This is a genomic window from Micromonospora sp. M51 (assembly GCF_018070305.1).
In the GTDB taxonomy this organism is placed as follows: Bacteria; Actinomycetota; Actinomycetes; order Mycobacteriales; family Micromonosporaceae; genus Micromonospora; species Micromonospora parva.
Window position 1 is genome coordinate 1 of sequence record NZ_JAGPXZ010000510.1, and the last position, 4,578, is coordinate 4,578.

The following is a 4,578-nucleotide window of genomic DNA, read 5'->3' on the forward strand; positions in this document are numbered from 1 at the left end:
TCGCCGCGGCGACGGTCGGCAGCGTCCGCGGCCAGGGCGTGCTGGCCTGGGACGACAACGAACTGCGCGGCACCCTCGGCCTGCGCGCCGGCAGCGCCCGGCACGCCCGGACGATCCGGCACCTGATCAGCGACCTGGCCCAGATCGAGATCCTGGAGGGCGCGACCCTGCTGGACCGGCTGGACGACTATCTGCGGCACGCCTCCGACGGCTCGTACGACGTGCTGGCCGGCGAGGAGAGTCCGCGCTTCGCCCAACGACTGGACCAGTTCACCGTCCGGCGGGTGCTGGAGTTGCTGCGGCGTACCCACGACGTGGTCTGCGTGGACACCGGCAACAACGTGGAGAGCCCCAACTGGCGCACGGTGATGCAGGCCGCCGACCAGCTGGTGGTGACCACGGTGCCCCGGGAGGACGCGGCGTTCAGCGCGGACTGGATGCTCGACCTGCTGCACGAGGAGGGCATGGGTGAGTTGGCGGACAACGCGATCACCCTCATCTCCTGCCCCACCCCGGGTCGCTCGACGCTCCAGGACGACCTGGAGCGGCACTTCGCCACCCGCACCCGTGGCGTCGCCGTCGTGCCGTACGACCCGGCTCTGGAGACCGGGTCGTCGATCGAGTACCACCAACTCCAGCCGGAGACCCGGCAGGCGTGGCTGCGGGCCGCGGCGATGATGGTGGAGCCGTTCGCCCGGTGAGCTGGTCTGCCGCCACCGGAGCCCCGGTCCCGCACCGGGCCTGAGAGGATCATCGGGTGAGCCCGGACAACCCCGACAGTGAGCGGCCCGTCGACGAGCCCGACCGACCCGCGCCACCCCGCACGCCGGAAGCGGATCCGCCGCAGGCCGACCCGTCGCCCGGGGCGGCGCCGGCGGGGTTCGACCCAGGTCAGCCGCCCACCTCGGCGGCGTACCAGAGCTCCTTGGAACTTCGGTTCGACGAACCGCGTCGTCCGCTGCGGGCCGTGGCGACGGTGGTGGGCGCCGTGCTCGCGCTGGCCGCGCTGGGTGTCCCGCTCGGGTTGCTCTGGGCCGCGCTCGCGCCGGACACCCCGGTGCTGAAGACCGCCGAGGGGGCGATCTACGCCGAGCCGCAACCGGAGCAGCCGATCGCCGCCGACGGCTGGTTCAGCCTGCTCGGGCTCGCCTTCGGGCTGCTCGTGGCGCTCGCCGTGTGGGTCGTGCTGCGTCGGCGGCGGGGCCCGGTCGGGTTGGTCGCCGCGGTGCTCGGCACTCTGGTTGCCGCGCCGGTGGCCTGGCAGGTGGGACGGCGGATCGGCCTGGCCACCTTCGACCGGTTGCTGGTGACCGCCCCGGCCGGGCAGGCCTTCAACAAGCCCGCCGACCTGCGCGCCGGCGGGGTGGACTGGCTGCTCGGGGTGCTGCCGGTGCCGCACGGCAACCTGCTGCTGCCGGCGTTCGGGGCCGCGGTCATGTACACCCTGCTGGCCGGCTGGTCACGGTGGCCGGGGCTGCGCCCGGAGCCCGAGCCGGGAGAGTTCAGTTGGGTGTCGGCGGGGACGCCAGCTCCGCCAGCGGCACCGGAACCGCCCGCACCTGACGCAGCAGAGCCGCCTCGCGGTTGAGCAGCCGCAGCTCGGCGCGGAGCCGGGAGGCGGTGTCGTCGATCGCCAGCAGCCGTTGCCGGTCGTCGACGGTGAGCGCCGCCGTCGCCGCCACCAGGTGCGAGAGCACCGTCGGGTCCTCCGGCAACTGCTCGGAGATCTCCTCCGGGTCGGAGCGGATCAGGCCGAGGTACTGCCGGAACACCGCGATCACCCGGGCGGCCAGCAGGTCGGCCAACTCGTCCGGGCCACCCGGGTCGGGCAGCCACTCCACGTCTGCGGTGAGGTAGGGCTCGGTGCTGTCGTCGACCTCGGCGATCCGGAACCGGCGGCGGCCGACAGTGACGATGTCGAAACCACCGTCGGCCAGCTCGGTCACCTGCCGCAGCTCGGCGGTGCAGCCCACCTCATGCAGGGTGACCTCGCCGACGCCCGGCGTCGCCCGGGCGCCGGGACCGGCCGGCGCCACCTCCCAGCCGGCCTGGATGGCCACCACGCCGAACTCACGCGGGGCGCCCTCGGGCAGGCCGACCAGGTGTCGGACCAGCGCCCGGTAGCGCTCCTCGAAGATGTGCAGCGGCAGCACCAACCCGGGAAAGAGCACCGTTGCGAGCGGGAACACCGGCAGCCGTGCGGTCACAGGGTCGAGCCTAACCAATCTCGCCCACCGGGGCGTGGCCCGGCTCACCGTCCCGGCGGACGGGCGGCTCGGGTGGACCTCCGGTCGGCCGCCTAGACTCGCAAGGGTGCTGAATCGGATCGACCTGCGCGACGGTCTCGGAGACCCGCGCCGTCTGCTGCCCCGCGCCCAGCTCGACGTGTCCGTCGCCGTCGAGCGCATCCGGCCCCTGGTGGAGGCCGTCCGTGAGCATGGGTACCCAGCGATCCGGGAGGCCAGTGTTCGGTTCGACGGCATCTCCCCGGAGGTGCTGCGGGTGCCGGTCGAGGCGATCACCGAGGCGGAGGGGGTGCTCGACCCGGCGGTGCGGGCCGCGCTGCTGGAGTCCATCGCCCGGGCCCGTCGGGTGCACGCCGACCAGCGGCGCACCGACCACACCACCCAGGTGGTGCCCGGCGGTACGGTCACCGAGCGGTGGCTGCCGGTCGACCGGGTCGGCCTCTATGTGCCCGGCGGCCTGGCGATGTACCCGTCGACGGTGGTGATGAACGTGGTGCCCGCCCAGGCGGCCGGGGTGCGCTCGCTGGTGGTGGTCAGCCCGCCGCAGAAGGACAACGGCGGCCTGCCCGACCCCCGGGTGCTCGCCGCGTGCGCGCTGCTCGGCGTCGACGAGGTGTACGCCGTGGGCGGGGCCCAGGCGGTGGCGATGCTGGCGTACGGCGCGGCGGTGGACCCGGCGGGTGAGCTGCGCTGCGACCCCGTCGACCTGATCACCGGGCCCGGCAACATCTGGGTGACGGCCGCCAAGCGGCTGCTGCGCGGCGTGGTCGGCATCGACGCCGAGGCCGGTCCGACCGAGATCGCCATCCTGGCCGACGACACGGCCGACCCGGCGCACGTGGCCGCCGACCTGATCAGTCAGGCCGAGCACGACCCGCTCGCCGCGAGCGTGCTGGTCACCCCGTCGGTGGCGTTGGTCGAGGCGGTCGAGGCGGAGCTGGCCCGGCAGGTGCCGGCGACCAAGCACACCGAGCGGGTCACCACGGCGCTGACCGGTGAGCAGAGCGGCGTGGTCCTGGTGGACGACCTGGAGGCCGGGCTGCGGGTGGTCGACGCGTACGCGGCCGAGCACCTGGAGATCCAGACGGTCGACGCCCGGGCGTGGGCGCTGCGGGTCCGCAACGCCGGGGCGATCTTCGTGGGCGCCTGGTCGCCGGTGTCACTCGGCGACTACTGCGCCGGCTCCAACCACGTGCTGCCCACCGGCGGTTGTGCCCGGCACTCCTCCGGACTGTCCGTGCAGTCCTTCCTGCGCGGCGTGCACCTGATCGAATACACCGAGGCCGCGCTGCGCGACGTGGCCCCGCACGTGGTCACCCTGGCCAACGTGGAGGACCTGCCCGCGCACGGCCAGGCGGTCCAGGCCCGCTTCCCGGGAGGGTCGGCGTGAGCGGCCTGGACGACCTGCCGATCCGCGCCGACCTGCGGGGGCTGTCGCCGTACGGGGCGCCGCAACTGGACGTGCCGGTGCGGCTCAACACCAACGAGAACTCCCACCCGGTGCCGGAGCCGGTGGTCGAGGCGATCAGCAAGGCCGTCGCGGCCGAGCTGCGCGAGCTGAACCGCTACCCGGACCGGGACGCGGTGGCGCTCCGCGCCGACCTGGCCGAATATCTCGGGCACGGGCTCACCGTCGAGCAGGTGTGGGCGGCCAACGGCTCCAATGAGATCCAGCAGCAGTTGTTGCAGGCGTTCGGCGGTCCGGGGCGCAGCGCGCTCGGTTTCGTTCCGGCGTACTCGATGCACCCGCTGCTGGCCCTCGGCACCAGCACCCGCTGGGTGCCCGCCGAGCGCGGCGTCGACTTCGGGTTGACCGCCGAGGAGGCGGTCGCCCAGGTCCGCGAGCACCAGCCGGACGTGGTCTTCCTCTGCTCGCCGAACAACCCCACCGGCACGGCACTGGACCCGGCGGTGATCGCCGCGGTGCTCGACGTCGCGCCCGGCATGGTGGTCGTCGACGAGGCGTACGCCGAGTTCGCCCGGCCCGGGACGGTCAGCGCCCTCGCGGTGCTGCCCGGGCACCCGCGGCTGGTGGTCACCCGGACGATGAGCAAGGCGTTCGGCTTCGCCGGCGGCCGGCTGGGTTACCTGGCCGCCGACCCGGCGGTGGTGCAGGCGGTGCAGCTCGTCCGTTTGCCGTACCATCTCTCCGCGCTCACCCAGGCCGCCGCCCGCGCGGCGGTGGCCCACCGCGACGCCCTTCTCGGTACGGTGAGCGCGATCATGGCGCAGCGGGACCGGATCGTGGCGACGCTGCGCGGGCGGGGGTTGCGGGTCGCCGACAGTGACGCCAACTTCGTGCTCTTCGAGGTGGGCGGCGACCAGACCGTAG

5 protein-coding genes are annotated in these 4,578 nt (G+C 74.0%); 4 read left to right on the top strand and 1 reads right to left on the bottom strand.

Translation table 11 applies throughout. The features are described from left to right. The coding region (locus tag KBX53_RS23270; protein ID WP_369010010.1) for a MinD/ParA family protein at window positions 1-701 on the top strand (701 nt) is incomplete at its 5' end. Window positions 702-757: 56 nt separating this feature from the next. Then, window positions 758-1,588, top strand: a complete 831-nt coding sequence (locus KBX53_RS23275) for a DUF2567 domain-containing protein (RefSeq protein ID WP_210861636.1) — start codon at window positions 758-760, stop codon at window positions 1,586-1,588. Here KBX53_RS23275 and KBX53_RS23280 read toward each other — a convergent pair. Then, window positions 1,503-2,207 (bottom strand): LON peptidase substrate-binding domain-containing protein, encoded by a 705-nt coding sequence (locus KBX53_RS23280; RefSeq protein WP_210861638.1) that lies wholly within the window; start codon window positions 2,205-2,207, stop codon window positions 1,503-1,505. The genes KBX53_RS23275 and KBX53_RS23280 overlap by 86 nt on opposite strands. A 106-nt stretch (window positions 2,208-2,313) precedes the next feature. On the opposite strand from KBX53_RS23280, the gene hisD reads away from it, so the two are divergent. Together hisD and KBX53_RS23290 are read left to right on the top strand one after the other, a co-directional pair. Further along, a complete protein-coding gene (gene hisD / locus KBX53_RS23285) occupies window positions 2,314-3,636 on the top strand; it encodes a histidinol dehydrogenase (protein WP_210861640.1) in 1,323 nt (440 codons plus the stop codon). Next, a partial coding sequence (locus tag KBX53_RS23290) for a histidinol-phosphate transaminase (protein ID WP_210861641.1) occupies window positions 3,633-4,578 on the top strand: 946 nt, incomplete at its 3' end. The genes hisD and KBX53_RS23290, both read left to right, overlap by 4 nt.